Origin of the sequence: Moraxella sp. CTOTU49097 (genome assembly GCF_032064105.1) — a bacterium.
In the GTDB taxonomy this organism is placed as follows: Bacteria; Pseudomonadota; Gammaproteobacteria; order Pseudomonadales; family Moraxellaceae; genus Faucicola; species Faucicola osloensis_B.
The window spans coordinates 21,445-48,010 of sequence record NZ_DAMBOA010000003.1 but is presented as its reverse complement, the minus strand read 5'-3'; the positions used below and the strand labels follow the sequence as shown (position 1 = coordinate 48,010).

At 43.8% G+C, this 26,566-nt stretch carries 23 protein-coding genes and 1 tRNA gene; 6 read left to right on the top strand and 18 right to left on the bottom strand.

Going from position 1 to position 26,566, the window contains the following annotated elements:
• Positions 1-169 precede the first annotated feature (169 nt).
• The 16 genes from RT064_RS02935 to RT064_RS02860 form a co-directional block, all read right to left on the bottom strand.
• On the bottom strand, positions 170-739 hold the full coding sequence (locus RT064_RS02935; RefSeq protein ID WP_007394488.1) for a hypothetical protein: 570 nt from the start codon (positions 737-739) through the stop codon (positions 170-172).
• Positions 740-1,306: 567 nt separating this feature from the next.
• Entirely contained in the window at positions 1,307-2,515 is a 1,209-nt protein-coding gene (gene ssuD, locus RT064_RS02930; RefSeq protein ID WP_313061266.1) for an FMNH2-dependent alkanesulfonate monooxygenase, read from the bottom strand.
• Between the two features lie 392 nt (positions 2,516-2,907).
• Entirely contained in the window at positions 2,908-3,834 is a 927-nt protein-coding gene (locus RT064_RS02925) for a CysB family HTH-type transcriptional regulator (RefSeq protein ID WP_313061264.1), read from the bottom strand.
• A gap of 218 nt (positions 3,835-4,052) precedes the next feature.
• Positions 4,053-4,823: an FMN reductase gene (gene msuE, locus RT064_RS02920; RefSeq protein ID WP_313061261.1), complete on the bottom strand. Its 771-nt coding sequence runs from the start codon at positions 4,821-4,823 to the stop codon at positions 4,053-4,055.
• A gap of 164 nt (positions 4,824-4,987) precedes the next feature.
• Positions 4,988-5,635, bottom strand: a complete 648-nt coding sequence (locus RT064_RS02915) for a methionine ABC transporter permease (RefSeq protein WP_313061257.1) — start codon at positions 5,633-5,635, stop codon at positions 4,988-4,990.
• Positions 5,628-6,701: a methionine ABC transporter ATP-binding protein gene (locus tag RT064_RS02910; protein ID WP_313061254.1), complete on the bottom strand. Its 1,074-nt coding sequence runs from the start codon at positions 6,699-6,701 to the stop codon at positions 5,628-5,630. Before RT064_RS02910 ends, RT064_RS02915 begins: the two co-directional genes overlap by 8 nt.
• Before the next feature lie 44 nt (positions 6,702-6,745).
• Positions 6,746-7,612, bottom strand: a complete 867-nt coding sequence (locus tag RT064_RS02905; RefSeq protein ID WP_313061252.1) for a MetQ/NlpA family ABC transporter substrate-binding protein — start codon at positions 7,610-7,612, stop codon at positions 6,746-6,748.
• An 87-nt stretch (positions 7,613-7,699) separates the two neighbouring features.
• Positions 7,700-9,079, bottom strand: a complete 1,380-nt coding sequence (locus RT064_RS02900; protein WP_313061251.1) for an LLM class flavin-dependent oxidoreductase — start codon at positions 9,077-9,079, stop codon at positions 7,700-7,702.
• A complete protein-coding gene (locus RT064_RS02895) occupies positions 9,079-10,317 on the bottom strand; it encodes an SfnB family sulfur acquisition oxidoreductase (protein WP_313061248.1) in 1,239 nt (412 codons plus the stop codon). Before RT064_RS02895 ends, RT064_RS02900 begins: the two co-directional genes overlap by 1 nt.
• Before the next feature lie 17 nt (positions 10,318-10,334).
• Entirely contained in the window at positions 10,335-11,552 is a 1,218-nt protein-coding gene (locus RT064_RS02890) for an SfnB family sulfur acquisition oxidoreductase (protein ID WP_201665688.1), read from the bottom strand.
• A gap of 255 nt (positions 11,553-11,807) precedes the next feature.
• Positions 11,808-12,005, bottom strand: coding sequence for a hypothetical protein (locus tag RT064_RS02885; RefSeq protein WP_007117079.1), 198 nt, complete (start codon positions 12,003-12,005; stop codon positions 11,808-11,810).
• Positions 12,002-13,300 (bottom strand): YeiH family protein, encoded by a 1,299-nt coding sequence (locus RT064_RS02880; protein WP_313061245.1) that lies wholly within the window; start codon positions 13,298-13,300, stop codon positions 12,002-12,004. Before RT064_RS02880 ends, RT064_RS02885 begins: the two co-directional genes overlap by 4 nt.
• Before the next feature lie 334 nt (positions 13,301-13,634).
• On the bottom strand, positions 13,635-14,414 hold the full coding sequence (locus tag RT064_RS02875) for an ATP-binding cassette domain-containing protein (RefSeq protein ID WP_313061242.1): 780 nt from the start codon (positions 14,412-14,414) through the stop codon (positions 13,635-13,637).
• Positions 14,414-15,310, bottom strand: coding sequence for an ABC transporter permease subunit (locus tag RT064_RS02870; RefSeq protein WP_313061240.1), 897 nt, complete (start codon positions 15,308-15,310; stop codon positions 14,414-14,416). Before RT064_RS02870 ends, RT064_RS02875 begins: the two co-directional genes overlap by 1 nt.
• Positions 15,311-15,485: 175 nt before the next feature.
• Positions 15,486-16,502 carry an aliphatic sulfonate ABC transporter substrate-binding protein gene (locus RT064_RS02865; RefSeq protein ID WP_313061238.1) on the bottom strand — a complete coding sequence of 339 codons (1,017 nt, stop codon included), beginning with the start codon at positions 16,500-16,502 and terminating at the stop codon, positions 15,486-15,488.
• Positions 16,503-17,042: 540 nt separating this feature from the next.
• Entirely contained in the window at positions 17,043-17,708 is a 666-nt protein-coding gene (locus RT064_RS02860) for an NAD(P)-dependent oxidoreductase (protein ID WP_313061235.1), read from the bottom strand.
• Between the two features lie 119 nt (positions 17,709-17,827).
• On the opposite strand from RT064_RS02860, the gene RT064_RS02855 reads away from it, so the two are divergent.
• Positions 17,828-18,727: a LysR family transcriptional regulator gene (locus RT064_RS02855; protein ID WP_313061232.1), complete on the top strand. Its 900-nt coding sequence runs from the start codon at positions 17,828-17,830 to the stop codon at positions 18,725-18,727.
• Between the two features lie 359 nt (positions 18,728-19,086).
• Here RT064_RS02855 and RT064_RS02850 read toward each other — a convergent pair.
• Positions 19,087-19,163 (bottom strand) — tRNA-Val (locus tag RT064_RS02850).
• 223 nt (positions 19,164-19,386) lie between these two features.
• On the opposite strand from RT064_RS02850, the gene RT064_RS02845 reads away from it, so the two are divergent.
• From RT064_RS02845 to RT064_RS02830, 4 genes are all read left to right on the top strand, one after another.
• A complete protein-coding gene (locus tag RT064_RS02845; protein ID WP_076776395.1) occupies positions 19,387-19,662 on the top strand; it encodes a PepSY domain-containing protein in 276 nt (91 codons plus the stop codon).
• A 112-nt stretch (positions 19,663-19,774) separates the two neighbouring features.
• A complete protein-coding gene (locus RT064_RS02840; RefSeq protein ID WP_313061229.1) occupies positions 19,775-20,314 on the top strand; it encodes a cytochrome b/b6 domain-containing protein in 540 nt (179 codons plus the stop codon).
• Positions 20,315-20,357: 43 nt separating this feature from the next.
• Positions 20,358-21,035, top strand: a complete 678-nt coding sequence (locus RT064_RS02835) for a response regulator (RefSeq protein ID WP_007117116.1) — start codon at positions 20,358-20,360, stop codon at positions 21,033-21,035.
• 34 nt (positions 21,036-21,069) lie between these two features.
• On the top strand, positions 21,070-22,512 hold the full coding sequence (locus tag RT064_RS02830) for an ATP-binding protein (protein ID WP_313061226.1): 1,443 nt from the start codon (positions 21,070-21,072) through the stop codon (positions 22,510-22,512).
• A 90-nt stretch (positions 22,513-22,602) separates the two neighbouring features.
• On the opposite strand, the gene ppk2 is transcribed toward RT064_RS02830, so the two are convergent.
• Positions 22,603-23,616, bottom strand: a complete 1,014-nt coding sequence (gene ppk2, locus RT064_RS02825) for a polyphosphate kinase 2 (protein WP_409519520.1) — start codon at positions 23,614-23,616, stop codon at positions 22,603-22,605.
• Positions 23,617-23,884: 268 nt separating this feature from the next.
• Here ppk2 and RT064_RS02820 point away from each other — a divergent pair, with 268 nt between their 5' ends.
• Positions 23,885-26,551 (top strand): autotransporter outer membrane beta-barrel domain-containing protein, encoded by a 2,667-nt coding sequence (locus tag RT064_RS02820; RefSeq protein WP_313061224.1) that lies wholly within the window; start codon positions 23,885-23,887, stop codon positions 26,549-26,551.
• Positions 26,552-26,566: the final 15 nt, after the last annotated feature.

Sequence of the window (26,566 nt, the reverse complement as noted above, 5' to 3'; positions counted from 1 at the left end):
GAACCTGTTCACAATGCACCACGCTAAATATGGCTTGTGGTAAAAATCACCCAACAAATGGCTTTTGTATCTAAAATTTGACATAAAGCTTACCCATTTATAGTACGCTAGTATGCTTATAATAGTACGCTGATAAACGTGATAGGGTGAATACAGGTTCTAAGCGGGATTATTGGGCTTGTTCAATGGCTTTATTAATGCCACGCACGATTTTGTCATTACGCGCAATATCACGAACCGTCAGATGCGGTACACCCACATACCAACCGGTAGCGGTAATCTGATGGTCAAGAATGAATTGCTTGACAGTCGGGTCTTTAATCCCAGGCCAACCCTCTACATTACCAAAAATCAAGTCCATGAGTTCTGGAATTTTGGTAGCAAAGTCATTGATGTAGGCGTCCCAATCGCCATCATAGGCGGTACAAAACAGGAGCTTGGTGTCATTGTCTAAAAACACCAACCGCAAGTCATGCAAGGTTCCTACATTGGTCGCCCCTGCAAGATTGCCTTTGGTAATTTCCAAAATTCGCTTGATACGAGCTGCCCCATCTTTGGTCAAGGGGGCGATGGCGGTGAGTTCAGACACTTTGCCTGATTTTAAGCCCTTTTCACCGGCACTGGTGACAGAATGGTCATAGCCATCATTAGCGCCCTCTTTTAGGTTTGCCATGAGCATTTGTGCTTTTAAAGCCACATCGTCTAATAAAGAAAGTTTTTCGTTGTTTTCAGTTGTCATATTTATTGCCCTTATGATTAGTTGATCATTAATTGAAGTGCTTGATTTAAATTTATTTATCAAATTGTTTTATTATTTAAAATTTAAATCTTTTTCATTATATAAGCCGCAAAAAGCAAAAAGCGTTAAAATAACTTTTATCACCCATAAAATTACATAACTAAACTATTGATTAAAAAATGACATACTACATACTACAAACTGCAAAATTAACAGTATTAATTTAAAAATTTTCATTGCTATCAATAATTTATTAAAATTGCTAATGTAACCCATTATAGAGAAGTCGCTTTTCCTGCTTTGCGTTTGCTAAAAAAAGTTGGGATATTGACACCTTGATGCTTAACTTTGGCATAGTAGCTTGCTGGTCTAATCTCACGGTATAACTGGCTACCACTTTTAAAAAAAAGTCTATCAGTTAAAAGATGTTTATCATGGCTCGGGTGCATCTCACATACCCTCTCAGATGATAGGTATAGATAGGTATAGACAAAGCGCAAAACGTGCCTTACTTAGCACGTTTATCACAAGTATTTAAGACGCCTTTAATATGTCTTTAAGATAAATTTAAGAGGCAATGGCGTGTTTGGGTGCGGCAGTGGCGGGTGTTTTTGGGGTTGCAGTGTCATGGGTTTGTTGCGGCGGTGCATAGTTGTTAGCGACAATTTCACCAAACGGTCCGGTCAAATTTGGCTTGACCAAGGTGTTTTGGGTGTCAATCGGTAATAATGGGAAAACCAATTCAGCAAACCGATACGCTTCTTCCAAGTGTGGATAGCCTGAAAAAATAAAGTTATCAATGCCCAAATCGGCATACTCTTGAATACGCGCGGCAACAGTTTGTGGGTCGCCCACCAGTGCCGTCCCTGCGCCACCACGCACCAGTCCAATTCCTGCCCATAAGTTGGGCGAAATTTCTAAGTTATCACGGCGACCGCCATGCAAGGCTGCCATACGTTGTTGTCCCACCGAGTCCATTTGGGCGAATTTGGCTTGGGCGGAGGCAATGGTGTCGTCAGTGACATAACTCAACAATTCATCAGCGGCTTGCCAAGCGGCTTCATTGGTTTCACGCACAATCACGTGCAGACGAATACCATAGCTTAACGTGCGACCTTTGGCAGCGGCTTTGGTTTTAAGCTGCTCAATCTTCTCTTTGACGGCGGCAGGCGGCTCACCCCAGGTCAAGTAGCTGTCAACCTGCTCGGCAGCCAGTGTTTGCGCCGCCTCAGATGAACCGCCAAACCATAAGGGCGGATACGGCTGTTGTAGAGGGGGATATAGCAATTTGGCATCCTCGACTTGCAAGCGTTCACCGTTAAAAGTAAAGGATTCTCCGGTGTGCGAGCGGGTCAAAATCTCTCGCCAAATCGTGGTGTATTCACTGGCTGTCTGATAACGCGTGGCGTGGTCTTCAAAGATGCCATCGCCTTTAAGCTCTTGTTCATCGCCGCCTGTGACCAAATTAAGCAGCAATCGACCATTTGATAATCGATCAAAAGTGCCTGTCATACGAGCGGCAAGCGCGGGTGTCGTCACCCCAGGGCGTAATGCCACCAAAAACTTTAAGCGAGTGGTCGCATCAATGAGACTAGCAGCGACCAGCCAAGGGTCTTCACATGAGCGACCTGTCGGAATCAACACGCCCTCATAGCCGAGGTTATCGGCTGCCACTGCAATTTGCTTCATATAGGCATGGTCAACGGTTCTTGCCCCTTTACTCGTGCCTAAATAACGACTGTCGCCATGTGTTGGTATAAACCAAAAAATTTTCATCGTAACCCCTGCTTGTAAGCTCAAAAATTGATTAAGATAACTCGCCTTTTGTCATGGGCGGTTTATCAGTAGCCATAAGCTTAAGGCAAATATCGCTTAATAAAAAATAACAAAAACTGCTTTGGTTAGCACAAAAACTACTTAATAATTTTGCTGCTAACCCTATCAATTTAATCGCTAAAGCAGTGACATCAAAAAACGCTTTACAGTTTTCACCATAAAGCGTTTTTATCGTCAAATGAATTGATATCAACAACAGATAAACAAGCCCAAATCTTAAAAATGGCCCAGCAAGCGAGATAGCAAGCGAGTTTCATGCGTATTCCATCGGCTGTAACAGACGATAAGTTTGCAAACTTGCTTATTAGGATTTAGCGTATTAGGATTTAGCGTTAGCTGCTAGGTTGTATGGCATCATGCATTGTTGCTTGGGTCAACGTAGGGTTACACAAGGCTAAAAACTGATAGCCAAATCCTCGTAAAAAATGCCCTTGTCGCACTGCGAGCAAGGTGGTATTTTGATGAAATAGAGGCTCGCAATTGAGTAATGTTAACTGGGTGTCTTTATTGGGATTGAACGCCATATCCGCAATAATACCAATGCCCATTCCAAATTCCACATAGGTTTTTATCACATCAGAATCCAATGCCGTCATCACGATATCAGGCTGTAATTCTGCTTTGGCAAATGCTTCATCAACCATCGTTCGCCCGGTATGACCATTGATGTAAGTGATAATCGGATAATGGGCTATGTCGGCAAGCGTTACCTGTTCAAGCTGGGTTAGCGGATGATTTGGCGGCACCACAATCGCATGATACCAGTGATAATAAGAAAAAGTCACAAGCTCGCTATAGCTTGACAAGGCTTCGGTGGCAATGCCAATATCCGCTCGTCCATCAAGTAGCATTGCCGCAATTTCTTGCGGCGCAGCTTGTAGCAAGCGCAAATGCACCTTAGGAAAAAGCTGTTTAAACGCTTGCACAACGGGCGGCAAAATATAACGAGACTGGGTATGGGTGGCTGCGATGGTCAATTCGCCTTTATCTTGGCTAGTATATTGTTCAGCCAAGGTTTTGATATTATTGGCATCATGTAGCATCCGCTCTACAATCACCAATAGCTCTTTACCCGGTTCGGTCAAACCTAATAGCCGTTTACCCTTACGCACAAACAGCCCTACCCCAAGCTCATCTTCTAAGTCTTTGATATGTTTGGACACACCCGATTGTGAGGTAAATAATGCGTTGCCCACTTCGGTCAAGTTATACTCACAGCGTACCGTTTCTCGAATAATACGAAGTTGTTGAAAATTCATAGTCTGTTCGCCTAAATAATTCGATAATCAATCAAATTAGTGTAAGCCGAGCGGCCTAAGACAACAAACACCTATCAAACAAATTAATATTCCAAAATTACATATAACAATGATAAAAATAAAATATTTCGAATAAAACTAAGCTTTTGATTGCTCAGGTGATATTGACGATGACTGCCCTTGTCCGCTCAGCTAATACTCACTAAGGCACTCTCCCATCAAGCAACGGATGGATGGGTTTTAGGCTGTGATTGAACAGTTTGCGGGTGTAGTCTGGCTTCGGCGCTCGATAAATCTGGCACTGCCACAGAGGGTAATATTTCGGCTTGTTCGACCTGTTTATTAATGCCTAGCTGCTGATTGGCTTGCGCCGATTTTTCTTTAATGGCTTGGGCGCGTCTGCCTTTGGCGGGTGCCCACTCAAGTATCGGCAACGCGCGCGCCACCGCTAACACAATACGGTCACGCAACTGTTGGCTTGAGACGGTGTATTCTGGGGTAAAGTCTTTATCTGTCGCATACACGCCAATTGGCAATGTTTGGGCTTGGAAAAAACTAAACAATGGGCGAAGTTGGTGCTCTAGTACCAGTGCATGACGCTCACTACCGCCCGACGCTGCCAATAATACCGGCACATCCACGAGCGCGGTCTGCTCCACAAAGTCAAATAAGTGTTTAAACAATCCGGTAAAAGACGCGCGATACACCGGTGTTCCTACAATCAAGGCGTCCGCCGCCTCAATCGCCGCCAGGTCGTTTTGTACACTTTCGGGCAGTTGGTTACGATAAATCGCCCCACTGAGTAAAGGCCCAATTTCACTAAGTTTGATGAAATGCACGTTGATGGGCGTGGCTTGTGCCAATTCATCTACAATATTTTGCACCAGACTTTCGGTTTTGGATGGTGTGTTGAGCCCACCGGATACCGCAACGATATTGAGTGGAATGGCTGGATTTGGTTGATTGGTGAAATTTTGAGTGATAGACATCTTTATTCCTTAATGTAGTGTAATCAGATGAATCGATGACATGTCGATAACCCTATTAAACAAAAAATTAAGCCGTTTGTGAAACAACAATATCTGCATTATTTAGCTGATTTTTTGCTATATCAAATTTGCCATATCAAAGTCAAAGTGGGAAACCTGCATGGCTACAATTGGCGTTTATCGACCCATTGAGCCAAACTATCGCCTGTGGCTTGCACCAACATGACCAATGCCACCAAAACCACAATCACTAATACCATCATTTGCACATCAAAGCGCTGATAGCCGTAACGATAGGCAATATCGCCCAAGCCACCCGCCCCAATTGCCCCAGCAATGGCAGACGAATTAATCATGGTAACAAGCGTCACAGTAAATCCTGCAATAATGCCAGGCAAGGCTTCGGGCAATAACACATGCTGAATAATCTGTGTACGGTTGCAGCCAATCGCTTGTGCCGCTTCTATGAGCCCTGGGTCAACTTCACGCAGACTCACTTCGGCAATTCGAGCAAAAAAAGGGGTCGCTGCTAAGGTTAACGGTACCACGGCTGCCCATACACCATAGCTTGTACCGACAATCATTCGAGTGGCTGGAATAATAGCCACCATCAATATCAAAAAGGGAATAGCCCGCACGATGTTCACCGACCAACCCAAACTTAGGTTGGTCAAAAATGATGGGGCAATACCTTGCTCGCTTGAATTGACCAATACCAATGCGATCGGTAACCCCAATAAAAACGCTAAAATCGCTGATACACCAACCATAATCAGCGTATCAATCAACCCCGTCAGTAACAACTCAAGCATAACCAATTACCTCTACATGCAAAATTTGATGCCCCAAGCGATGCGCCAACTGGGCGACATCCAACCCAGTGGTTGCGACGCCAACGACGATATTGCCTACCAAATAGCCTTGAATGGTATCCACTTGACTTTGATACAAAGAGACGGGCGCTTCAAATTGCGCAAAAATTGCTTTTAAATCAGGGGCAGATTTTCTCGGGGTAACGTATCTTAGGTTAAGCAAGGTATGAGTGGCATTGTGTTTGTCGGTGAGTTTATCCTCACCCAAATCAATGGATGACTGGTTATAGCCTAGTAACTCTTGGGTCATGGTGTGCATGGGTGAGGCAAATACTTTCCACACAGGTCCTGTTTCAACGATTTGCCCTTGGTTAATGACAATCACTTGGTCGCAAATATCTCGAATAACTTGCATTTCATGGGTAATGAGCACAATGGTAATGCCAAGTTTTTTATTAATTTGCTTGAGTAACTGCAAAATCAACTGGGTACTTTCTGGGTCTAGTGCTGACGTGGCTTCATCACACAATAAAATTTTGGGTTCATTCACGAGCGCCCGCGCAATGCCTACCCGCTGTTTTTGACCGCCTGATAACTGGGAAGGATACATCAATGCTTTATCACTAAGCCCCACCATCTCTAGCACTTGCGCCACACGTTTCTTGATATCAGCCGGACTTACCTTGGCGACTTTTAGGGGCAAGGCGACGTTGTCTTGTACCGTTTTACTCGACAGCAGATTAAAATGCTGAAAAATCATACCAATACCTTGTCGCAGCTGTCGTAGCTGGGCTTGGCTCAGTGCTGCCACATTGTTATCATCGATATAAACATGACCATCACTAATCGACTCCAAGCCGTTGATAATGCGTAATAAAGATGATTTGCCTGCCCCGCTTTTACCGATAACACCCAGAATTTTGCCTGTTGGCACCTCAAGCGAAATATCTTTTAGTGCATGAATCGCTTGCGCTTGTCCTTGATAAAACTTATTGACCTTGTCGATTCGGATATAAGAAGGTGATGAATGACTGTTATCTTGGGTAATATGAGTAAATGATTGCATAGCATGATCCTTGCTAATTGTTATGGCTAAAACTTGTTAACGCATTACGAGGTCCAACCTGGAAACCAAAGTTTTCCCCCGATTTCTTTATTTAGCACTTGTTTTACGTTAGGGGAAGTTTGATAAATGTGAATAAATTTTTTCAGCTGTTCGGCTCGCTCAGGATTTTTTTGGGCAAAATCATCACGGGTGACAAATAAAATCGCATAGCGGTTGTTGGTGGTGTCATCAAGGATTAAGGCTTGATTAGGGTCAATGGTTTTGGCTAAGCGCAAATAATGCGGGTAGCTAAATACCAAATCAGCATCATCAACCGCTCGGGCGGTCTGCGGCCCTTCGACTTCAACAAACTGCAATTGTTTTGGATTGCTGCTGATATCGTTTAAGTTAGACAGAAAATTATTTGGGTCTTTTAGCCCAATTAATTTTGCCTGTTGCAGCAGTAGTAGCGCTCGCCCTTGATTAACAGGGTCATTTGGCACCACCACACGGGCACGCGTCGGCAGTGCCGCTAGGTTTTGGTATTTTTTAGAATACAAACCGACATGGGTGGCAATCCCTTTATCCAAAGCCGATAGCTTATACTCGGGATGCTGTTTGAGCGCATTGGTTAAAAACGGCTGATGTTGAAAATAATTGGCATCGATGTCGCCACTGTTAAGTGTTACATTTGGGGTATTCCAATCCGTAAACTCGACCAATTTAACGTTGATACCTTGCTGTTTCGCCGCTGCGACTGCTTCCTTCAGTGGATTGGCAAAAGGTGGGCTGATACCGATGGTTAACGGATTGTCTTTGGTGACGTTTGATGCTTGGCTTTTATTGTAAAACGCCCAGCCACTCAGAAACACCAAGACAGCAATGATGGTTACCCCTAAAACAGTAGCACGATGTTTCGCTGCGATTGCCATAATAGCTCCTTAAAAATAATTGTTTAAAAATAGCTGCTTAAAATATATAAAATTAATAACACTGAAAAATGTCGTCTAAACAAGCCCTTAACATCGAAAACTTTGCACTGGGTGTGAACCGGATAACCGCTCACCTTTGCCAATAAGCTTGTGGCGTAGACTGCCTTGTTTGTATTCGGTTTTGAAGCGTCCACGACGTTGTAGCTCAGGAATGACATACTGGGTAAAGTCCTCGTAAGACTCAGGCGTGACCGTGCGAGTGACGTTAAAACCATCAACTCCTGTCTCATCGACCCAGGTTATCAATGCCTCAGCCACCTCGCGGCCATCCCCCACGATTAGCGGATAGCGCCCCCCCAACCGATGCTCGGCTATCAGCTGCGCTTTGGTAACCTGCTGATGCTGAAAGCGCTGGTTTACCGACGCAATGCTATTGGTTTGTTGGTAGGCAATCACCTCATCATCGGCATACTGTGATAAATCAATCCCCACCGAACTTGAGTAATGTGCCAATCCTGCCTCGCTACTGGCATAGCCTTCATACTCTGCCAGTTTTGCTTGGGCAAGGTCGTGACGCTCGTCAGTCACTACCGTTATCCCCATCAGTATTTTGATATCATTGGGCTCGCGACCCTGTGCTTTTGCCAACTGGCGAATCGTCTCCACCTGCCGTTTAATCGCTGATTTTTCACCACCCCCAATAAAAATCGCCTCGGCATGGTGGGTGGCAAATGCCAAACCTTTAGCTGATGCCCCTGCTTGAAATAACACAGGCGTGCGCTGAATAGACGGCATCACTTGAAAAACCCCATCACTTTGGTAAAAACGCCCTTGATGGTGAATCGCTTTTACCTTGGCAGGGTCAGTAAAAATGCGCGCCTGTTTGTCTATTTTGACGGCATCGTTTTGCCATGAACCTTCCCAGAACTGGTAGCACAACTGTAAAAACTCATCCGCTTGCTCATAGCGTAAATCATGCGCCTTTAGCCCTTGATTACCAATCAATCGCTCAGCGCTGTCCAAATACCCTGTCACGATATTCCACCCCAAACGACCTTGGGTTAAGTGATCTAGACTCGCCATACGTCTAGCAAATTGATAAGGCGTCTCATAACTTAAATTCACCGTGATACCAAAGCCCAAATGCTCGGTCACCGACGCCATGGCAGACACCAAGGTGGTTGGGTCATGGCTTGGCAATTGCACCGACTCTTTAAGGGTCACATCGATGTTATGTTGATAAACGTCATAACACCCGGTGATATCCGCCAGAAATAACCCATCAAATAGCCCTTGCTCCAAGGTTTTTGCCAAGCCTGTCCAATAGCTAAGTTCATTGAATCGATAAGATTCATCCCTTGGGTGCGTCCACAAACCATGATTGATATGCCCAGCGCAATTCATATCAAAGGCGTTGAGAATAATCGGCTTTGGCGGGTTATTTTCTTTTTTTACCGTCTCATCCATCACAACGTCCCTCGTCGTGGCGGCAATACCCCATTGAGTGCATAATTGGCGATAAAGTAGTATTTCCACCGTGCCGCATCGTGCAAGGTATGCACCCGTGCGTTTCGCCAATACAGGTCTAGCCCTTTGTCACGTTGGCTACCGCGACTGCCTGCCAGCTCGATGAGTTGTGAGGAGGTTTTTAGTGCCACTTCGGTGCTTAATGCGCGCACTGCAGCGACTGCCAATGACGCTTGGGCAATATTTTGCTCATTGGGCGTTGGACGAGCGGCATCGATGGTTTTGGCAGCGTGTTTGAGTAACACCTCCACCGCTCGCACATCTGCCGCACTGCGCCCAATTTGCAATAGCGTGAGTGGGTCATCGGTGGCTTTATCCACGCCCGAATCAATCCAAGGACGAGCTTGCCGCACTTGTACCAAGGTTTCTTCAAACGCCCCACGTGCAATACCTGTCTCAATGGCGGCGTGCAACAGCTGGGCAAACGGCCCGCAAACCGTTGGGTTTTGATAGGCTTTATCAAAAGCAATGACATCATCTTTATCCACAAAAACTTGGTCAAATAAGACCGTGCCTGAGCCTGTGGTACGTTGACCAAAACTTTGCCAATCATCAATCAGCGTGAGACCTTTGGCGTCTCGCTGCACAAATGCCAAAAATTCGCGGTCGTTGTCATCTTTTACCAAAGTCGGAATACGGTGTGCAAAAAGACTGCCTGTGCAGTAAAATTTTTCGCCATTGATTAGATAACCGCCTAGCGTTGAAGTGAGTTTGGTGGTTTTATCAACGGCATTTTTGGGCTTAAACTCAGCCAGCGCATTGCCTAGCCGCGCCCCTTGTAATACCTCAGCAAAAATGCGTTGCTGCTGGGCTTCTGTCCCCGTGTTTTTTAATACTTCTAACGCATAGTAATGATTTTGCGGAATTTGCCCAATCGCCCCATCTGCACCACTTAATAGCGCAATGATTTGAGCGACGGTCCAACTTGATACATCAGCGCCGCCAAAGCGTTTTGGCACGGTGATTGCCCATAACCCTGATTGGCTCAAGCTTTCAATTTCTGCAAAGGGTAATAGTCGTTCGCGGTCTCGTTTTATACGCGCTTGTTTAAACGATTGGGCAAGCTGATAGGCGATTTCTAATGCTTCGTTGTCCGACTTGATGATATGGGCGACGGGCGCAGGTTTGACTACTGAAGCATGAGCATCTGTTACTGGGCGGGTGATGGTATCTGACATGGTGTTTTCCTTACTTTTTAAATCCAAGCATGACGGTTGGGCAATTTGTGATTTAAGTAATAATCGCCCAACGCGTGTAACTTCCAACGCACGGGGTCATGCAAAGTATGCACGCGGGCATTTCGCCAATGCTGATCCAAGCCATGCTCGCTAAGTGATGAACGACTACCGCCAATTTCAAACAGTTTTTCAGAAATCGTGAGAGCGGCGTCATTGGCATATACTTTGGCTTCTGCCACTTTGATAGACGCGAGTGCTGCTTCTTCTGCGGTAACAAAATCCAATCTATCCAGCGCATCCAAATAATCAGCCGCTTCTTGCAGTAATAGGGTAGCCGCATCCAAGCGTACTTTTAACTTTCCCACTACTTGTAGCAAATACGGCTCAAAGCGCGCAGCTTCGACTTTGGCATCGACAATGGGACGGGCTTTTTTTGCCACGGCTAAGGTGTCTTCAAACGCCCCTTCTGCAATGCCGACATCAATCGCCGCTTGTATCAGCTGAGAATAAGCCCCACGATACGTCGGTGCATCGCTGAGCAAGCGCTCATCAAAAATTAGCTCAGGTAGGACTTTGACTTGGTTGAGTTTGACCGTGCCGCTTGAGGTGGTACGCAGTCCAAAACCATCCCAATCATCTACCACCTCAACGCCGGTTGCGGCTTTATCAATAATGGTGAGTACCACATGACCCGCTGGGTGTAAGGCTTTAATCGCCAAGTAATCGGCAAAACTGCTGCCTGTTGAATAGAATTTTTCCCCGTTAACATAGTAACCATTGTTGGCAATGGTCAATGTCGTTGCCAAGGTTTTGCTGTCTTTGGTGTCACGTTCTGGCCCGCCATTGGCTAAGCGACTGCCTGACAAAATCTCGCCAAAAATAAAGCGTTTTTGACTGTCATTGCCGATGATGTTGATGATATTGAGTAGGCTGATTTGATTTTGTGGAATCAATCCAATATTGGCATCGGCTTTGCTCAAAATACGAAAGACGTCTGCCAAGGTGCGATTTGACACTTCGGCGCCGCCATATTGTTTGGGAATACGTATGCCGCCAAGCCCAGTTTGGCTAAATAGATCCATTACTGCAAAAGGCAATTGCCGCTGTTGGTCGCGCTCGTCGCGCTTGATGAGGGCAAAATCCGCCACTTGCTTGGCAGCTTGAATGGCTTGCTCATCAGTGACAATGCGTTGCGCTGGGGCATATTTATCAAGTGGCTGATTAAAATCCGTCATGCTAATTCCTTACCGCTAAATGCTTGAATAAGGCACCATGGTAAAGATTTTTTTTCGCAAAGATAACCAAGATATTTTGCTATCTATAGCAAGAAATGTGATGAGCAATATGTCATTTGATTGATTGGGTGAACATAAAAAAGCCCATTAATTTTTTAATGGGCTTATATCAGGGCTTAGACCAACAGGTAAATTGTTAGATAAATTTCAAATTAATAACAAAGCTAATTTGTTGCCATAGGTTTTTTCAAACCATCAAAAATATCCCCACTGCCGGTGATAATTTACTGTCAGCTGATATTGATTTTCATCGATACCCGCTGCTTTGAGGGCTTTTTTTAACTCCCATGTATCAAAGACGGCTTGGGAGCAATGATTGCTAAAGCCAAATTGTGCTAACACCGTCTTTGGCAATGGGATTTGACTTTTGATAGTGGTTGATTGGGTAATCATAAATTTATCCAATAGTTTGCAAACACATGATTAGAGAGCCAATAGCCCAGCGGTAGATTGACCAAAACACCCGCTGTAAACGCAAGTACAGGTTTAATGCCCACACTTGCCAATGCTTTAAATCGCGTTGTCATACCAATGGATAAAAACGTTAAGGTAAAAAACCAACCGCGATAGTCTTTGATAAGACCCAATGCTTGTTTATTAAAGGCTTCAGCGTTGGGTGCAATCAATACAAATAAGGTAGTGATGATTGAGGCAATAAAAAAACCGATAATAAATTTAGGAAATCGACGCCAAATCTCTGATTTATCAATTCGCTCGTTCGTTGAAGCACGCTCCCAGACAGTGACCGATAAATAAGCTGCCAAAAATGCCCATAATCCAACAAACATATCTCGGCCTACCACTTTCATTAAGGTAAAAGCTTGGGTAGCAGACTCATTACCAATCGCTTCAACCGCTGCAAAACCAGCCGCGTCTGCAAATTCAGACGTTCCAATCCAGGCACCGGCAATCGCAGGTGGCAAATCCAACAACTTACAAGCAAATGGCAGCGCAAAAATCATAATTACCGCCCATACAATGACCAACGAAATTGACGCGGCCACATGCTCATGCTTGGCTCTACAGGCACCGCCAATGGCAATCGACGCTGACACCCCACACACCGAGCCACCTGCCCCAAGGGTCGCTGCAAATCGGTTATCAAGCTTGAATACTTTTGTTGCTACGAAATAAATGGTAGAAAAAGTCACAACCGAAACAATTAAGGCTTGCACAATGGCGGCCGGACCCGCTTTTAAAATCGTAGTGAAGGGTAAGGTTGCCCCCATTAAAATAATACCAATTTTGACATAGTATTCGGTTCTCAGCACTTCCTTTAATTTATCAGCAATTGAGGTAAAATTGCCAAGTAACAGACCAATGAACAAGGCTACTAAAGGACTTTCTAGTTGCCATGCTTTGACGACTTTATTACTGCTTAAAATCAAAACGCCCGCCGCCATCAAAAACAATAAGATAAATTTGGCTAAAAATGGGGGTAACTTTATTTCAGGTTGCGCGGATTTGGCACCCAAAAATAGCAATAACCCAAAACCAATCGCTAAGCTTAGCAGTCCTAGGATTGAATGGCTAACTAGGTTAAATAACTCACTAAAGTCTGACCAAGGTTTTATTTTGACATTTAAGTTGGTGATAGGTATTTGCAATATATACAAGGTGCAAATCACCACCACAATAAATAGTCCCAGTACAACCGACCAATTATCCTCATTTTTTAAAAATTTCATGATCGCACGCTCCTTTCTCCCAGTATTGATATAGCACTTGCATCAAATAAAAAAGGCATTATTCCATAAATTATTGATTACACTTAATAACCATAACTGATATGAACATAAGAAATTCTGCTAACAGGCGGTACTGTGACCGCATAATGTTTAAGTGGTTTTTACTGACTGACTTAGCACCCATAAAAGCGCTGAGCAAAGCTTTGACTAGCCTAGACCCTAGACAGAGAAAATCAAATCAATTAAGTTTATCGTTAAAAAAGCCCATTAATTTTTTAATGGGCTTTTGCTCAATAAAAGGTGTCAGTGGCTTGCCATTGACCGATGGAGAGACTCAATGCACCGCTAAAATTTTATCCAGCACAATTTGCTCAAGTGGCGCAGTTTTGGTCATATTATTACGGGGATGGGGCAATAAGATTGGCAAATCTAGTCCAATTTTGCCTTGTTCAATTAAAATCACCCTATCAGCAGTGATGACCGCTTCACTGACATCATGGGTCACTAAAATCACCGTAAATCGATGTTCTTGCCATAATTTGACCAACAGTTGCTGCATATCAAGACGGGTTAACGCATCTAGCGCCCCCAATGGCTCATCAAGTAGTAACAGCTGGGGACGATGAATAATCGCTCTAGCCAAAGCCACTCGCTGCTTTTGTCCCCCGGACAATGCCGATGGCCAATCATCCGCCCGCTCTGCCAAGCCGACCTCTGCTAACGCTTTTAACGCTTGCGCTTTCCAGTCTGGCGTTTTTAGCCCAAGCCCCACATTTTCCAGTACCGTTTTCCAAGGCAATAATCGGTCATCTTGGAACATCAGCCGCGTAGATTGTCGCCATGCCTGAGGCGACATTGCTTGATTGGCAATTGACATGGCTGTCAACTCCCCGCTACTCGCCGTTTCTAACTGAGCAAGTAAACGCAGCAACGTTGATTTGCCACAGCCACTGTGCCCGACAATAGCGATAAAATCACCACTTTGAATGTGCAAATCTAGGTCTTTAATGACTTCTCGATTGTCAAATTTTTTGACCACATTGGTTAAGCTTAAAGCCAATCCTGCTGAGGTTTTTGATGGCGTTCTGGATGACGCTGACAATGGTGCTGACATTAGTGTGCTCCTTGTTGGTAAGCGGGGTGCCATTTGAGCCAAACAAACTCAAGCTTTTTGGCAATAAAATCGGCTAAAAACCCTAATAATGCATAAACCAAGATTGAAAACATAATGATATCAATCTGAAAAAACTCGCGAGCGTGCATGGCTAAATACCCAATGCCTGTGGTAGCCGAAATGGTTTCCGCCACAATCAGCGTCAGCCACATAATACCCAATGAAAAACGCACCCCTACCAAAATGCTCGGCAATGCGCCAGGTAAAATCACTTCTTTAAACAATGCCCAACCTGTTAAATCATAGCTTTTTGCCATCTCGACCAGATGTTTATCCACATTACGGACGCCATGATAGGTATTCAAATAAATCGGAAAAAATGTGCCAACTGCCACCAAAAAAACCTTCGCCGCTTCATCAATCCCAAACCACACGATGACCAATGGAATTAATGCCAAATGTGGGATGTTTCTCAGCATTTGAAAGGTGGTATCCAATAACGTGCGAAATACAGGCAAAGTGCTGGTCAATAGTCCAAACCCCAACCCAAACAACCCGCCAATCAACAACCCCGCAAACGCTCGCAGCGCACTAATACCGAGATGCTGCCAAAGTTCACCACTTTTTATGAGTTCATAGCCCGCTTGAAGAACGGCATAGGGTGACGAAATATTTTTAAGGTAAGCTTCAGGCAGTAATTGAAAACTTGCTACCAGTTGCCAACCCGCCAACATAAGTAACGGCAACCACCAACCCCCTGTACGCGCAAATAGGGTTTTAACAACCTTGCGGGTTGACAATGTCTTGACTGGCGCATTTACCTTTATCGGTTTTGTCGGTAGCGGCTTTGATGCCGCTACCACTGAATTATCCGCAACAAAACTTGACGTTTTCATAAACAATCTCTCACTGCAAATTTATCAATGCAACTTTATCTTTATTAAGCTAACTGTTAGAAGCTTCACTGTCGGCTATATCGCTTCAAAGTAGTAAGTGCAAGCTAGCGTCATAAAGGTTACCTACCCTTTTTTACTAGCTTGTTACTAGCGATGTTTTTACTAGCAATAGGGTTTACTTGGGTGGATACCAGACAATATCTTTTACCTGTATTTGTTTTGGCAGCAATTTATTTTTATAAAAAGTATCCGCTTCTTGCTGCTGCGCTTGAATGATGTCATCGGTGATATAGTTGACACCATAATTTCTTGATTTCACCGAGGCTAACGCCACGTCAGGTTTTAGATTGGTGACTTTTTGAATCATTTTGCTAAAAGTTACCGGGTCAGCGGTAATCGCTTTATCTGCTTCATCAATGGCTTTGACAATGTCTTTAACCACATCGGGGTGTTTTTGAGCAAAATCCGTTGATGCCAAATAAAACGATGTATTATTGGGCTTAAGACCTGTAGCATCGGTCAACACTCGCGCTTTTAGCTCAATTTTGGCACTCGACAGATAAGGCTCCCAAACGGTCCAAGCATCCAGTTTCCCTGATTCAAAGGCAGCACGGGCATCAGATGGCTGTAAATACTTGACATCTATGTCAGCGAAACTCAATTTGTCACGTTCCAATGCTTTTAGTAAGGTATAGTTGGCACTAGAGCCTTTAGTCACCGCCACAGATTTGCCTTTTAATTCAGCCACTGACTTTAAGGTTGAATTAGCGGGGACAATGACGGCTTCAGACTGGGGTGAAGGTTTTTCATAGGCAACATACACCAAATTACTACCCGCGGCTTGGGCAAAAATGGGTGGCGTGTCCCCTGTGGTGCCAAAGTCAATATTGTTGGTATTTAGCGCTTCTAGCAGCGGTGGTCCCGATTGAAACTGCACCCAGTTGACTTTGATGCCTGATTTTTCGAGCGACTTTTCAAGCAGCTTACTTTCACGCAAATACACCAATGCCCCTGAACTTTGTAATCCGATACGCACTTCTTCAAGTGGTTTTGAATCACCACTCTTACTGTCATTGGTCTGTGCTTCATTGGGGTTTGCCGCATTGGCAGATTTGGTGGTATTTTGCTGGCAACCTGCTAATAGCAAGCTGATACTAAACCCCGAAATAAGTACAGCAGAAACTTTTTTCATTACAACACCTTATGCAATATTTAGGACAATTTGTCCTTATCCTCAAAATTTTTCATTTTTTTCGATATGAAATGCTATAAAGCCCTATCAAGTATCATCGAATGGTGACATTATTCCACAGAATAATAACAAAGCTTAATAATTATAATTGATAAGAATATAGCGGAATTTGCTAACCGCTCTACAATGCGGATACTTTAGCTTGCGGATATATAAGGGAAGTGTGAATAGATTAACTGCAGTTATCCGTAGAGCAGTTCTGAGCGGTAATTAAAAAGGTTCATTTAACGCGCAGCAAATTTGGTACGCTTAAAGATTGGATTGAAGGGTGTATTGAAGATGGAATTGAAGGAAGATAGGATTGAAGGGTGTTTGGTATTATTCAGTTTCAACTCATAGCCCCTGGCAGTTTGTGAAATTGACTTTCACTGGGTTATTATTGAAAAGATTGTGAAAAAATTTTTACAAGGGCAAGGCTGCATAACAATAGCAGCCTTGCCCTTGTGAGTCATTCAGTTAAATTCAGTCAGTCGGTTACATTCAAATAGCAGCCGCTGTAAAATGCTGATGCAGATGCGCTTTATTTTCTAAATCATCGGCAATCGCAATCGCTAAATCCGCTACACTGACACCTGCAGGTATATCGCCGTTCATCAATAGGTGGTTGTCACCTAAACGATATTCTCCTGTACGCTCTTCACTATAACCAGCGGTTACACCAAGCATGGCAGGCGGAGAAATAAACGCCCAATTTACATCACGACGGTCTGTCAACGCTTTGATTAAATTGCGTGCTGCATTGGCACCGTCAAAGATTTCTTTAGGAAACTCTGGTGTATCAATCAACTGTTTATTGTCAGCGACATACAAACTACCAGCACCGCCGATAATCAGCAGATAAGGTACATTTGCCTGTTTACCACCTTCGATAATCGCCTGAGAACCTTGTGTAAATTCTTCACCAATATTGGGGTTAGTCCATCCGGGGTTATATGCACTCACAACGGCATCAAACCCTTGTAATTTTTGTGGAAAATCAGCACTCATCACGTCAGCTTGTACAGCGGTGACATTGCCTTGGGGTTCAACTTTATCAATATGGCGGGCAAACGCAGTAACTTGATGTCCACGTTGTGCTAATTCTTTGACCACCGCTTTCCCAACATACCCTGTGGCTCCGATGACGGCAATTTTTTGTGGGTTCATTTTTGTTCCTTTATTTGACTGAGTTAAGATAAAGCTATTATAAAACGCTTATTCACAAACGATTAGTCTATAATAAGCTAAAATATTATTAGCTAAAAGGCAATAATAGAGAACCTATCATGAATCAATCTGACTTTGGGCAATTACTGATTTTTCATAGTATTGTTCAAGAAAAATCAATTACCAATGCGGCTAAAAAGCTAGGTATCACCGTACCATCGGTAAGCAAGGCGCTTAAGACATTGGAGCGTAATGTTGGTATTGCCTTATTCGTTCGCACAACACGTAAACTACAATTAACCGACGCGGGCGAACAACTTTACAGCCAAACCCGAGAACCGATTTCTAGGTTACAAAACACTTGGCAACATATTGGCGATCAGTACCAACAACCAAGTGGTCTTGTACGAATCACCTTATCACAACTACATTTCGAGCTAATATTTAAACCTTTTTATGCAGAATTTTGTGCGCGTTATCCAAAGATAATTTTGGAATTTTCTATTAATAATGCTAGTGTGGATTTGATAGAAGCAGGGTTTGATTTGGGGGTAAGATTTGGTAATAACTTGACTGATAACGTCGTGGCTAAGCCCATTTATCCTGCTTTTCGGCAAGGGCTGTATATTTCTTTAGACTATGCAAGCAAATACGGCATACCAAAGACCTTAGATGATTTACAACATCATCGGATCATTGGCTTTCGTTTTATGAGTAGTAATCGAATCGAACCCTTATTTTTACAGATAAATGGGGAAAATAAACTACAACCCATTGAAAACACGCTGATTTTTAATGATTCTGAACAAGTGTTAGATGCCACTTTGCAAGGATTAGGCATAGGGCGAATCTTTGAACCTTTAGCAACTAATTCAGCGCTGGTACCCGTACTTGAAGAATATTGGATAACCTTTCCTGCCAATTATTTATACTATTTGCCGACACCTGTTAAAGCTAAAAAAATACAGCTTCTCATTGATTTTTTAATGGAGAAATTTGGTAGTTACGCCTCATCTTAAATTAACAATCTACATTGATGACAATGAAAGTGGATAGTGAGTCTCCGCTTGCTCATATTTACAGTTTTGACATGGACACCTTAAAAGGATTTTTTTCAGGGCATGAAGATTTTTAAAATGAGTGATAAAAGTTAAAAGAAATAAATTCAGTTTCATCTCTTTTAAGTTTGAGTGGGGGTCAAAATCTACTTGCTCAAAAATTAACCAAGGCGCAATTTGGGCACACAAGATTTTTAAGCGATTTTTCTGTGCCCAAAATCACAAAAGTGGTCAAAATTTCAATCCTCGAAAAACCATCTAAACCCCTGATATCACTGCAATAAAAAAGCCCCAATCGTGTGATTGGGGCTTTTGGAATATGGTAGGCATAATCTGACTCGAACAGACGACCCCCACCATGTCAAGGTGGTGCTCTAACCAACTGAGCTATATGCCTAAAAGGGTCTAACAATCTACTTGCGTAAGTAGGAGTGCCATTTTACCAAAAAATTTTGCTTTTGCAAGTGGTTTTAATTTTTCCCTTCAATTTTTATTGCGCCATCTTTAGCTAAGTTTTCGTTAAGGTTAGATTGTTTTAATACACTCAGCCACTCGGATATACCTCATTATCAACCTTATCCCGTGACCTGACAACTTTATCAAAAACTTAGGATGGCATTATGAAAAAATCATTAATCACCTCAGGCTTATTGGCACTCGCTATGTTATCAGCCAGCAGCGCATTTGCCGAAGCCAACTGCCAAGCGCACCCAAAAAATGAACAAATCCCGCAAGCCGATTTTCAAAAAGCACTAGAAAAACATGGCTTTACTATCAAAAAATTCAAAACGGATGGCAACTGCTATGAAATGTATGGCAAAAGCAAAGGTGGTAAAAAAGTCGAAATGTACTTTGATACCAAAGACGGCAAAATCGTTAAATCAGAAATCGACTAATGATAGGTTAAGCAAACCGTCCAACCAACGCAATTTGAGGTAGGTTTGCCAATGTTATGCCTTGACACGGCTAACTTAGCCGTGTTGATATTTTAGACAATGGAAAATAACAATGTTACCACAACCACAATCTGCACAAACCGTCAAAGTCTGGGATATTTGGGTGCGTATCACTCATTGGGCAGTCGCTGCGGGTATTTTTGCCAACCTTATCGTCACTGAAGGTGGTAGTGATGTGCATGAGTACATGGGCTATGCCGTCGTGGCGCTAGTAGTGTCTCGTTTGCTTTGGGGATTTATAGGTAGCCAATATGCCAGATTTAGCAATTTTTTCCCTACCCCAACCCGCATTCGCGAGCATATGACCGACATCAAGCAGCATAAGTTTCAAGGTCATCTGGGTCACAATCCGTTGGGTGCGCTGATGATGTTTGCGCTGTGGGGCGTTATTATCGCGCTGGGTGTCACAGGCTATTTGCAAACCACCGACCAATTTTGGGGAGACGATACCATCCAAGCGATTCACGAATTTTTAGCCAATAGTCTTTGGGTGCTAGTCCCTTTACATGTGGCAGCCGCGATTATAATGGGAAGACTACAACAGCAAAACTTGGTAAAATCAATGATAACGGGTGACAAAACCGTTCAATAAATACCTTTGCTAAAAAATAAGATAAAACCCACGGAAAACCCTCATGACCCGAATTTTACTGATTGAAGATGATGCCACCATTGCCGATGGTATTGTCAAAGGTTTGAGCCAACAAAACATGATGGTGGATTGGTTTGCTGATGCCAAACTCGGTGAAATGGCAATTCATGAAGGGGTGTTTGATGCCGTGTTATTGGATTTGACCTTACCGCGTGGCGATGGGATGACCATTTTAGCCAATTGGCGACAACAAAAGATTGACACGCCTGTCTTGATTATTACGGCGCGCGATGCCATTGCCAACCGCGTGGCAGGTCTCAATGCTGGGGCAGACGATTATTTGGTCAAACCATTTGCTTTAGATGAAGTGGTTGCCCGTTTGCAGGCTTTGATTCGCCGTAGCCAAGGGCGCAGTCAAACTGAAATCCGCTATGGGGATGTCAGCTACTTGCCACAGCAGCAGCAAGTTTTTTATCAAGGAAAATGGGTGGATTTGACTGCCAAAGAAATCACCGTCCTTGAGCAGTTTATCAGCTATCCCAATTTGGTGCATAGCCGCGCCAGCCTTGAGGATAAGCTATACGGTTGGCAGCAAGATATCGAAAGCAACGCGATTGAAGTACATATTCATAACCTGCGAAAAAAACTCGGCAATGATTTTATCCTCACTCGGCGTGGTATTGGCTATTATCTCAATCCTGCGTTGCAGCGTCCTGAATGATTCGCCCGCTATCCTTCTTTAAGCTGTTACCATTATGACGCCTGCCACCCAAAAAGCTTATAGTATCCAAAGGCAGCTGCTCAATTCCCTGCTCATCGGACTACCGATTATTTGGCTATCGATTACCTTGATATCAGTATGGCGGCTTTCGCACGAAATCAACGAAATCAATGACACCCAAATCACCCAATTAGCCCGCTATCTGATTGGTATCTCACAAGACGTTAAACTTCATCTCGCCAACCCTGCCAATGAGCCTAAAATTTTAAATCTTGAAAATGGCTTGCTATCAGGCGATTTAGGGGATGCCGAAGAAGATTACATGGGTTTTGCGATTTGGGATCAAAATGGTAAATTACTGATGGCTGATAAAGACGGTCAGCATTTTACATTTTTGCCCAAACAACATGGGTTTTTAGAAAACAACAGTGCCTATCAAGAGCTCAATCCCTTTAGCCACTCGTGGCGCCTGTTTTATGCGCACGACGACGCGACCAACCATCTCATCGCCATCGGGCAAAACCTTAATTCGCGTCAAGAGATTATCTATAAATCATTAACCATTCAACTTGTTCCTTCGCTGATTGGGGTGCTGCTATTGATTATGCTGACATGGCTGTCAGTGCGGCGTGGCTTTGTTCCGCTCAAACGGATTAGTGACTTGTTGAGCACTCGCAGCCCTGAAGATAAAACCCCATTATCGGTTGATACACCATTAGAAATTCAACCCCTGCTAAACGCGCTCAATGGGTTATTTGATAAAGTCGCGGATACCCTTGAGCGTGAAAAACGCTTTACCGCAGATGCCTCTCATGAATTACGCAGCCCGCTCACTGCCATCAAGCTACAGACCGATGTGCTACAACAAACCATCTTGCAAGCCAATTTAACCGATAGCCAAACTGATGCACTCCTGAGTCACTGCCGACAAATCAGTCACAGTAATGAGCGCGCCAATCGACTGGTCGAACAGTTGTTGATTTTGGCAAAACTGGCCCCACAGCAAGGGCTCGACCCGCAGACTTTTGCACCGATTGATTGGATAGCCCTATCCAATGACATTCTCTCAGAAGTCAACCGCCGTGCCCGCGAAAAAAACAGCCAATTACGCCGTGACGTGTTAGTGGATGCCAAAGCTATCTTACCTTTGACAGGTAACGCCACTTTAATCGGCATTTTGCTGCGTAACCTGTTGGACAATGCCATTCGCTATAGCCCTGACCATACCACGATTCGGTTAGTATTAGATAGTGAGGTGATTACAGTCATCGACAATGGCAACGGGGTTGCACCTATCGACCTTGCTCGGCTATCAGAGCGGTTTTTTCGTCCCGCAGGTCAAGCTGAGATTGGTAGCGGCTTGGGTCTGTCGATTGTGCGCCGTATTGCTGAGCTGCATGGTTTGCAAATTACCCTACAGAACCTAGAACAGAATGGGCAGATTTGCGGTTTTCAAGTCAGTCTCTTCAAGCGCTGACTTGCCCACTGCTGAAGCTTAATTTACTAATAACAGGGTGCATTTAAATAAGGTACATAGCGTATCTTTTTTTGATAGTAAACTAAAAAATTAGTACACGTTGGGCACATACATATCTTCCCCGATTGGCTCACGTTGGTAATTGTCGTGATGCTCGCGTTCCGGCAATACCACTTCATCCCGTTGTATTTCTTGGTAGGGAATTTGTGACAGCAGATGATTGATGCAGTTTAGCCGCGCTTTTTTCTTATCATCCCCCTCAACCACCCACCAACGAGCTTCTGGGATATGGGTGCGTTCAAACATCACTTCCTTGGCTTTGGTATAATCTTCCCAGCGGCGACGCGATTCTAAATCCATCGGTGAGAGTTTCCACTGTTTGAGCGGGTCATAAATACGGCTCATAAAGCGTGATTCTTGCTCGTCATCTGAAATAGAAAACCAATATTTGATTAAGCGAATCCCCGAGCGCACCAACATACGCTCAAATTCTGGCACCGACTCAAAAAACTCTTGGTATTGCGCGTCAGTACAGAATCCCATCACTCGCTCAACCCCAGCACGGTTGTACCAACTGCGGTCAAATAGCACAATCTCGCCCGCCGCTGGCAGGTGCGCGACATAGCGCTGAAAATACCATTGGGTCTTTTCTCGGTCATTGGGTGCAGGCAGGGCGGCCACACGGCAGACGCGTGGATTGAGCCGTTGGGTGATACGTTTGATAGCGCCGCCTTTACCCGCTGAATCGCGTCCTTCAAAGATGACAACGATGCGCTCACCGGTTGCCACTACCCAATCTTGCAATTTGATCAATTCTTTTTGCAGACGAATCAATTCATTAAAATAAATATGGCGAGCGATTTTTTCGCTGTCGGTTAACGGCTGCCCGTCATACCGTAAATCTTGGATGTAGTCGTCCATTTCGGACTCAATCTCTTCATCATAGCTGTCAATCAAGTCGTCATGCATTTGTTGGCGCAGTCTATCATTATTTTTGAGGGTTTTATCATTTAAAAAATGTGATTGGGGTAAGTCATCAAGCATATCGGTAATATGATTGCTGATAGTGAGGTTGCTGTGTGCAGTGGGCTGATTATTTGGCATATTGAGACTCTCTAATGAGCATTAAAAATGCTGATAATATGACAAAATTATGAAGGTATGATGATAAGTATGAATAGTTTATAACATGTCGATGTTAATTCATTACCACTTGACTGTTAAAATAAAGCAATTTATCGTAAAGATATATACTTTAGTTTACAAACTTAGTTTAATACATCAAGTATCTGTTACATATCAATGATTGATTATTTTTGCGATAAAAACAGTCGATTTTTTTGACAAATATTGCTACAAGGTAAAATGACATATGCAGCTTTATTGCCCATCTGCGCAAGATAAATTTTGTCGTGTGTTCAGTAAATATTTACTATTAGTGGTGCTATTTACTACTTTCTCGTCAGCTTGGGCAGGGCTGCCGTTGCCCGGTAGTCAGATTATCAATATTGCCAGCGGCGATTATATGGATGAACAAGGCAATACCTTAGTCATTGATTCTAACCCAGTGTCGTTAACGATTCAGGAAGTCCGCGCGCTGAGCCTTACCAATAATCAAAACCAAGTAGGGCTCATTGGTGCTAAGCTAAACTTTCCCCACGTTCTTACCAATACCGGTAATGTGGCTGATAGCTACTCGCTTAACCTGGTGCAAGCATCAAACGACAACTTTGATTTAACTAATGTGGCTGTGTATGCTGACCGTGACCAAAATGGTATTCCCGATGATAACATTAACTTACTAAACACAGGTTCTACTTTATCTTTAGATGCTGGCGAATCAATATCGATTGTCGTTGCTGGTACGATACCCACGACAGCTAGCAAGACCAATCAAGCAAACTTTACTTTAACAGCAACGAGTAAAACCTCAAGTAGTGTCACCCAAAGCGTCAACGATATCGCACAAGTTATTGATGATGCGGTAATCTTAGTGACTAAATCACAAAGTGTGAGCAGTGGCAATAGTATTCAAGATGTGACATACACATTAAGCTACACCAATAATGGCAGTGCGCCGGGTAAGCTTATTGTGACAGATATGTTAGATTCGGGCTTACGGTATATAAATAACAGCGCTAGCTGGAGCAATGGTAGTGGTACTTTAACCGAGGCTGATGATAACGAAAGCTCTGCCAATACGGGTATCAAATACAAGGTCGTCGGTAATCAGGTACAGTTTGAATTGGCCAACATTCCCGCTTTAACTACAGGCGCCGTCAGCTTTAAAGCGACAGTGAATGATATCAAGCTGGCGACCATTGCAAATACCGCAGATTATAGTCAATATGCGGTCAATGGCACTACAGCCATCAGAACCACTAAGACTAACACAGTGATTTATCGCAATCAGTATACTTATGGCGTCATTGCAAATGTCACGTCAACTAGCAGTAGTGATAATGGCAATCCCAATCAAGCAACCGACAATTTAACTATTAAACCCGCTATCAACGCTGGACAAGAGGTGTTGTTTGATGATTATATTTGGAACACTGGCAGCACGACGGACAGCTTTAATTTAACCGTTAGCTCAGCAGGATTGCCAGCATGTGCCAGTGTAAAACTATATGCCAGTGATGGACGCACACCGCTAGTTGATAGCAATAATGATGGGATTGTCGATACCGGCATCTTGGCAGCTGGGGCTAGTCGCGCTATTAAGTTAGGTATTAGTACCACTGCCAATTGTAGCGCCAGTCAAGCTATTTATGCCGATTTAACAGCGACTTCGGTCACTGACACCACAAAATTCAATGCCGTTCGTAATGAAATTAGCGCTATAATCGTGGGTACTACTGATTTATACAATAGCGATAACTCAGGATATGGCGTAGGCAACATTGATAATAATGGCGCGGCATTTGTTAACAAAGTTCTTCAGCAAGGCAAGGCCGTCTTTCCGTTAATCGTTAATAATAGCGCGCCTATCGCTAATAACTATACCTTGTATGCATCCAATCGAGCTATTAATTTGAACAACCCAGTTAGTGGCTTACCCGATGGGTGGCAAGTAAATTTTTATGAAGGCGATGCCAGCTGTACCACGTTAGGCAAGCAGATTACGCAAACAGGCAGTGTAGCAGCAGGGACAAGTAAGAATTACTGCGCCGTCGTACAAGCTAGCAATACCATTACTAATACCAGCTTAGCGATTTGGTTTGCGGTCAAGTCCGCCATTAATGGACAGGGCGATGTTATAAAAAATCAAGTAAACGTCGAACCCTATCGCGGCTTTACCCTGCAAAATGACCAACAAGGACAAGTAGATGTCGCAGGTACCGTGGTATATTTACACAGCCTAAAAAACATCGGCAGCCTGACCGAAGGCACAAGCACGGGTCAAGTGCTACTAAAGGTGACGCCGATGAATAACCAAGATAATTTTAACTATACCTTATACTATGATGCTAATAATAACGGTTTGTTAGATAGCACAGACCCTATTGCCAATGACTTAGCAACCATCACTAACAATGCAGGTCTTGCCGCTAATCAAACCATTCAGTTATTACTTAAAGTGCAAGCGCCACCCACTGCCAAGCAAGGTATGACCAGTCAAGTGACCCTCGTGGTTGAACCAGTCGGTACGTTACAAGGTTTGAGTGCCACTTCAGTGCAAAATACCGATGTCACTACCGTGGGTATCAACCAGCTGCGCTTGGTAAAATCGCAAGCCAGCACACCTTGTGGTATCAGTGATTTAACCACGTTAAATTATGGCGTATCAGCCGTACAGGTTAAACCAAACCAGTGTGTAGCCTATCGCTTAACGGTTAACAATGACAGCGCAACTCAAGCTAAAAGCGTGACAATCGCTGACAGTGCTCCGGCATTTACCACATTAAAAACCTCACCGGCGCCAAGCGTGACACAGGGCACGGTCACAGTAAATCAAAGTAGCATCAAAGCAGATGTCGGTACACTCGATGCCAGTCAGAAAGCGGCTTTATATTTTTTAATTTTAGTGAACCCCTAACCTAATAGGACAATA

Bases quoted from the DNA above. Each gene is read 5' to 3' on its own strand.
- RT064_RS02870 (WP_313061240.1), bottom strand. From the start codon at position 15,310: ATGAAAACGTCAAGTTTTGTTGCGGATAATTCAGTGGTAGCGGCATCA.
- RT064_RS02890 (WP_201665688.1), bottom strand. From the start codon at position 11,552: ATGACGGATTTTAATCAGCCACTTGATAAATATGCCCCAGCGCAACGC.
- RT064_RS02860 (WP_313061235.1), bottom strand. From the start codon at position 17,708: ATGAACCCACAAAAAATTGCCGTCATCGGAGCCACAGGGTATGTTGGG.
- RT064_RS02880 (WP_313061245.1), bottom strand. From the start codon at position 13,300: ATGAAATTTTTAAAAAATGAGGATAATTGGTCGGTTGTACTGGGACTA.
- RT064_RS02935 (WP_007394488.1), bottom strand. From the start codon at position 739: ATGACAACTGAAAACAACGAAAAACTTTCTTTATTAGACGATGTGGCT.
- RT064_RS02830 (WP_313061226.1), top strand. From the start codon at position 21,070: ATGACGCCTGCCACCCAAAAAGCTTATAGTATCCAAAGGCAGCTGCTC.
- RT064_RS02835 (WP_007117116.1), top strand. From the start codon at position 20,358: ATGACCCGAATTTTACTGATTGAAGATGATGCCACCATTGCCGATGGT.
- RT064_RS02820 (WP_313061224.1), top strand. From the start codon at position 23,885: ATGCAGCTTTATTGCCCATCTGCGCAAGATAAATTTTGTCGTGTGTTC.
- ssuD (WP_313061266.1), bottom strand. From the start codon at position 2,515: ATGAAAATTTTTTGGTTTATACCAACACATGGCGACAGTCGTTATTTA.
- RT064_RS02840 (WP_313061229.1), top strand. From the start codon at position 19,775: ATGTTACCACAACCACAATCTGCACAAACCGTCAAAGTCTGGGATATT.
- RT064_RS02910 (WP_313061254.1), bottom strand. From the start codon at position 6,701: ATGCAATCATTTACTCATATTACCCAAGATAACAGTCATTCATCACCT.
- RT064_RS02855 (WP_313061232.1), top strand. From the start codon at position 17,828: ATGAATCAATCTGACTTTGGGCAATTACTGATTTTTCATAGTATTGTT.
- RT064_RS02895 (WP_313061248.1), bottom strand. From the start codon at position 10,317: ATGTCAGATACCATCACCCGCCCAGTAACAGATGCTCATGCTTCAGTA.
- ppk2 (WP_409519520.1), bottom strand. From the start codon at position 23,616: ATGCCAAATAATCAGCCCACTGCACACAGCAACCTCACTATCAGCAAT.
- RT064_RS02875 (WP_313061242.1), bottom strand. From the start codon at position 14,414: ATGTCAGCACCATTGTCAGCGTCATCCAGAACGCCATCAAAAACCTCA.
- RT064_RS02925 (WP_313061264.1), bottom strand. From the start codon at position 3,834: ATGAATTTTCAACAACTTCGTATTATTCGAGAAACGGTACGCTGTGAG.
- RT064_RS02905 (WP_313061252.1), bottom strand. From the start codon at position 7,612: ATGGCAATCGCAGCGAAACATCGTGCTACTGTTTTAGGGGTAACCATC.
- RT064_RS02885 (WP_007117079.1), bottom strand. From the start codon at position 12,005: ATGATTACCCAATCAACCACTATCAAAAGTCAAATCCCATTGCCAAAG.
- RT064_RS02845 (WP_076776395.1), top strand. From the start codon at position 19,387: ATGAAAAAATCATTAATCACCTCAGGCTTATTGGCACTCGCTATGTTA.
- RT064_RS02900 (WP_313061251.1), bottom strand. From the start codon at position 9,079: ATGGATGAGACGGTAAAAAAAGAAAATAACCCGCCAAAGCCGATTATT.
- msuE (WP_313061261.1), bottom strand. From the start codon at position 4,823: ATGTCTATCACTCAAAATTTCACCAATCAACCAAATCCAGCCATTCCA.
- RT064_RS02865 (WP_313061238.1), bottom strand. From the start codon at position 16,502: ATGAAAAAAGTTTCTGCTGTACTTATTTCGGGGTTTAGTATCAGCTTG.
- RT064_RS02915 (WP_313061257.1), bottom strand. From the start codon at position 5,635: ATGCTTGAGTTGTTACTGACGGGGTTGATTGATACGCTGATTATGGTT.